A 4,599-nucleotide genomic window follows, 5' to 3' on the forward strand; every position below is an offset into this window, starting at 1 on the left:
CAGCGTCCGCCCAGCAGGAGTTGGTCGATGCCTTCCTGCAGCCAGGACAGACCTAACAGGATTAAGGGAAGAATGATCACTGCACTCTGAACGTCACTCCCATCACGGCGGTGATGTCTTTGTCGATGGTGCTGGTGTCATAGGAGCCATAGCTCCCCATTTTTGTGGAGTTCGGCACGGTGATTTGGAAGGTGCCTGTGTCGGCATTGGTGATCGCTCCTATGCCGGAGCCCGCTTGTCTCGCGATCGCAATCGCTCGATCTCGAGCATCAGCGGTGGCTTTGGCCAGCATATCGACACGTTTTTCGGCCAGTTTTGTGTAGGTGTAAGCCGGAGGCTGAATGGCCAATGACACACCGTCGCCAATCAGGTTGCTGATTTTGTTTGATGCCGTGCGGATTAAGGCCACATCTGAGCTGCCTACGTGGATGGATTGACGTGCCGTCCACTCCGTGCTGGTGAGCATCCCGGTCACACGGTTGCGAATATCGTTGCGATCAGTCCGTAAAACAGTGAGTTGGGTGCTGCTTTCTGGGATGCCAGCATCGAGCAGAAATGCAAGCGTGCGCTTTAAATCGGGTTGCAGATTTTGATAAGCCTGCTGCTGGCTCACACCATTCCCACTCACGGTCACGGTCCAATCGGCATAGTCGCTGCGCAACCTTTCAGTGCTGGCACCGGTCACGGTCACGGTGTCAGTTGCGGTTCGAATTCCTTTCACAGCAACAGCTCCGGCGACAACTAGCCCGCAGCTCAGCACCACCATGGGCAACACCAGGGGAGGCGTTCGACGCCATAGCGACAGCTGGTTTTGGCCTGGGGAGGATTGTTCTGGCATGGACCTTGGTGCTTTGAACCATTTCAACCGATCTTTTGATTGGGAGGTGTTGTTCGCGATCACAGCTGTGACTGGCTATGACCCGAGTTCGGATCTCTGATTGGTGATTGATGCCAAAAAGCGCTGAGGTGATCGTGATTGGAAGCGGGATCGGCGGCTTGTGCTGTGCCGGTCTCACTGCCCGGGCTGGAAAGGATGTTTTGGTTCTAGAAGCCCATAGCCAGCCAGGCGGCGCTGCTCATGGCTTTGAAAGACAGGGCTATCACTTCGAATCTGGCCCATCCCTTTGGAGTGGATTGTCACGTTGGCCAAGCAGCAATCCCCTTGCTCAAATTCTGCGTGCGTTGGATCAGCCACTGGATGTCTTGACCTACAAGGATTGGGATGTCTTGTTTCCAGAAGGACATCTCCGTGTTGGTGTTGGAGGAAATGGCTTCGAACGCGTGGTGGAAAGGCTGCGTGGACCTGGGGCTGTGGCTGAGTGGCAGCGTTTCACCGCCGTGTTGCAGCCGATTGCAGCAGCAGCAGATGCCTTGCCATTGCTGGCGTTACCGGCATCTGTGGATGGAATTGGTTCTCTGTTGAGCCGTAGTGGACGACTGGTTCAGCATTTGCCAGCCATCCGCCATCTCAGTGGTGCGTTCGGGCCTCTAGTTGATCGTCATCTCCAGGACCCATTTCTTCGCCACTGGGTTGATTTGCTCTGTTTTTTGATCAGCGGTATGCCGATGGCTGACACCAACGCAGCCGCGATGGCCACTTTGTTTGGTGAATGGTTTGACCCTGAATCGTGTCTTGATTTTCCGCGCGGAGGCAGTGCGGCCGTCGTGAACGCACTCGTGCGCGGCATGGAGTCATACGGAGGCCGCTTGCGGCTTGGTGCAACAGTGACCCGGCTGCTTCTCGACGGTGATCGTGTCATCGGCGTCGAGCTCAGCAATGGTGAGACGCTTCACGCCGATGTTGTGGTGAGCAACGCGGATGCCTGGAGTACGGCGGCTTTGTTGCCTGAGATGGCTGCAAAGGCTTGGCGTCAGGAACGGCTGTCCACTCCTGGTTGTCATTCTTTTTTGCATCTTCATCTCGGATTTGATGCGAACGGTCTTGAGGATCTGCCGATCCATACCGTTTGGGTTGGTGACTGGGAACGGGGCATTGATTCTGAGCGCAATGCCGTGGTGGTGTCGATTCCAACTGTGCTCGATCCAACGATGGCGCCTGAGGGCCATCACGTGCTTCATGCCTATACCCCGGCCAATGAACCCTGGTCAATGTGGGCTGGTCTTCAGAGGGGAACGCCGGCTTATCAGGAGAAACGTGGACAACGCTGTCAGGTGTTTTGGGATGTGTTGGAGCAACGGATTCCCGATCTCCGCGGTCGTTGCAAAGTGGTGATGGAGGGAACTCCTCTTACCCACCGTCATTACCTATCCACGCATCAAGGCAGCTATGGCCCTGCGTTGTCGGCATCGAAAGGGCTGTTCCCTGGGGTGACCACTCCTCTTGAGGGGTTTTTGCAGTGTGGTGCGAGTTGTTTCCCAGGGATTGGTATTCCACCCGTGGCTGCAAGTGGTGCGATGGCAGCCCACGCCATTACCGGTCGCAGGGCCCAGCGGGACTTGCTTCACGCGCTCGACCTGTAAGCGCAGGTTCTGATTGACAATTCAAAACTCTCGGCTTCTCAGCAATAAAAAATGACTTGAAAGAGAGGAGAATTTGATGTGTTATTTGTAAGGTTTAAATCAGAATCAAATTTAAATAATGAGCTTGATTTTGTTGATTGTTGAGCCAATCTCTACGGGTTTGTGTTGATGTGATTTCGTTTTGAGCTGGGGCTGGAAGGCTGAGCTTCCTCTCAATATTTTTGATTGTCTTGTGGATCATGTCTTGATCATGAGTCGATGCTTTTGCGCGCGACAACTGCGAAAAATGGGTCGCCTTTGCCTCCTACCAGTCCCATCAACCCAGAGGCTTTTGTTTCTTCCGCAAACACCCGTACGTCAGACCATCCATTGGCTTGCAGCACCGTGCCGACGTAGTCGAGATGCTGCGTGTCGTCGTTATCGGTCCAAACCTGCGGAGCCTTCGTGAAAAACATCCGATTCGAAAATGCAACGATGGCTGTGCCATTGGGCCTCGTGACCCGGAGCATCTCCGACGCGACATTTTCTGGTTGTGTCCAGTATTGCCAAGCAGCAACAGCAAGACAGGCGTCAACGCATGCATCCTTTAAAGGGATTGTGGGATCCAGGTTCATGTCTTGGACGTAGTGACTGTCGAGCCTTGTGTTGGCTGCGAGTTCCGCTTCATTCATGCCATGGCCAATCACTCGCTCGTAATGGATCTCTTCTGGCAGGTGACTCACCCAAGACGAACCCAGGTCAAGGACAACAGCTCCAGACGGAATATGTTCTTTGTAAAAGCCCGTTAGACGTGTCCTGAAGCTTTCGTCTAAGTGCTGGACGAAGCGTGGTTCTGAATAAAAGATTCGATCAGGCTCGCGGTCGAGCTTGTATCGCTGATCCTCAGTAAGAATTTGAACTGCCATACCTTTATTTTGGCGCGTTTGTTGGCTGCCCCGCGAGTCAGACCTCACTCCTCTGGTGGCAGCTGTTGCCAACCGCTGGTCCAAATCTCTTGGTTTCGGAGTTCGTTCCAGTTGATGCGCAGTCGCACGTTTGAATCAAGAACTGCTTCTAGTTCCACCCATCGTGAATGCCCTTTCCCGCCCTGAAGAATGAGGCGAAAATGTCGGTAGCCCTCCTGGGGTAAAACGCTTGTCCAACATTTAGCAACGGTCCAGCTCATGGTTATGGTGTGGAGATCTTCTTTGAAACGTTGGGACTCTGGCATGTTATTCGTTGTATTTCAGTGGTGTTATTATTGAAAGTGCTTGGATTCGCTTTAGCGTAAAGTGTTGGATTTACTGCGAAGGTGATTGGTCTTGTGATGCTTGTCAGGCCACAAGGCTATGAGCATTCTGCTTGTATTTAGAATCAGCTCAATTGAGTGAATTTAGTCTTCGACAATTTAATGCAGAAGGGGCTGCTCGAATGATTGTATTTTATGAATTTATTTTGAACAGATTGGCTAGAAAGCTTGGCTTCTCGTCTTATCGGTTTTGATAGCTTTTGTATTTGCCGGAATTGTTGTCACTATGATTTCGATCTGTCTTGGCCATGGGCTTTGTTAAGGCTTTTTTATTCGTTTCTGTTGATCCATCTTGGGTCTTTGGCTAATGGTTGTTGTGATGTATTGTCTTACTCTGTTTAATTCTGAACAGTTAACGTATTGATCCCGGTGGCTTTTACCCATGCAGCAATGGCTTCTAGGTTGTTGCGATTAGGAATGCAAAGACATCCACTTCCTGGATTGCAATGGTGTATGCCGAGTCCACTTCGGTCTGTTTTGAATTGTGGCTGCAAATTCAACCAGATGTCTGTTCCCCATGGCTCTGGCTGCCCCAGCACATAATCTCCGATTGGCAGAGCTGCTCCATTTCCTGGGCTCCAACGCCGGTCGGCGGTGGGATTGGTGTTGTATCCGCTGATGGCAGGCCATAGGGCAAGGCGTTTGCTCCCTTTAAATAATTCGACCACCCATTGGCTGTTGCTCATTGTGTCGGTGCTGCGAAGACGCCTGGCTTTGAGTGAAAAATCGTCGTGATTTCCCTGAAGGAGGTCAGCATTTGGACCGGTTTGGCCAGGATCAATTATTTTTGACTGTTGTGCATGGCGTTGTTTGATGTTGTCTGCGCTATT

At 52.1% G+C, this 4,599-nt stretch carries 5 protein-coding genes; 1 reads left to right on the forward strand and 4 read right to left on the reverse strand.

What is annotated here, in order from left to right; all coding sequences use genetic code 11:
* Nucleotides 1–76 precede the first annotated feature (76 nt).
* Nucleotides 77–838, reverse strand: a complete 762-nt coding sequence (locus NCN04_RS08100; RefSeq protein ID WP_048346797.1) for an SIMPL domain-containing protein — start codon at nucleotides 836–838, stop codon at nucleotides 77–79.
* Between the two features lie 110 nt (nucleotides 839–948).
* On the opposite strand from NCN04_RS08100, the gene NCN04_RS08105 reads away from it, so the two are divergent.
* A complete protein-coding gene (locus NCN04_RS08105) occupies nucleotides 949–2,481 on the forward strand; it encodes a phytoene desaturase family protein (protein WP_250395747.1) in 1,533 nt (510 codons plus the stop codon).
* A 248-nt stretch (nucleotides 2,482–2,729) separates the two neighbouring features.
* On the opposite strand, the gene NCN04_RS08110 is transcribed toward NCN04_RS08105, so the two are convergent.
* The 3 genes from NCN04_RS08110 to NCN04_RS08120 all read right to left on the reverse strand — a co-directional run.
* A complete protein-coding gene (locus NCN04_RS08110; protein WP_250395748.1) occupies nucleotides 2,730–3,386 on the reverse strand; it encodes a class I SAM-dependent methyltransferase in 657 nt (218 codons plus the stop codon).
* A gap of 44 nt (nucleotides 3,387–3,430) precedes the next feature.
* Complete coding sequence (locus NCN04_RS08115; protein WP_350223245.1) at nucleotides 3,431–3,691, reverse strand: TIGR02450 family Trp-rich protein; 261 nt, start codon at nucleotides 3,689–3,691, stop codon at nucleotides 3,431–3,433.
* 416 nt (nucleotides 3,692–4,107) lie between these two features.
* Nucleotides 4,108–4,599: hypothetical protein (locus NCN04_RS08120; RefSeq protein WP_250395749.1), on the reverse strand; the 492-nt coding region annotated here is incomplete at its 5' end.

This window comes from Synechococcus sp. MU1655 (genome assembly GCF_023630655.1).
Lineage (GTDB): Bacteria > Cyanobacteriota > Cyanobacteriia > PCC-6307 > Cyanobiaceae > Synechococcus_C.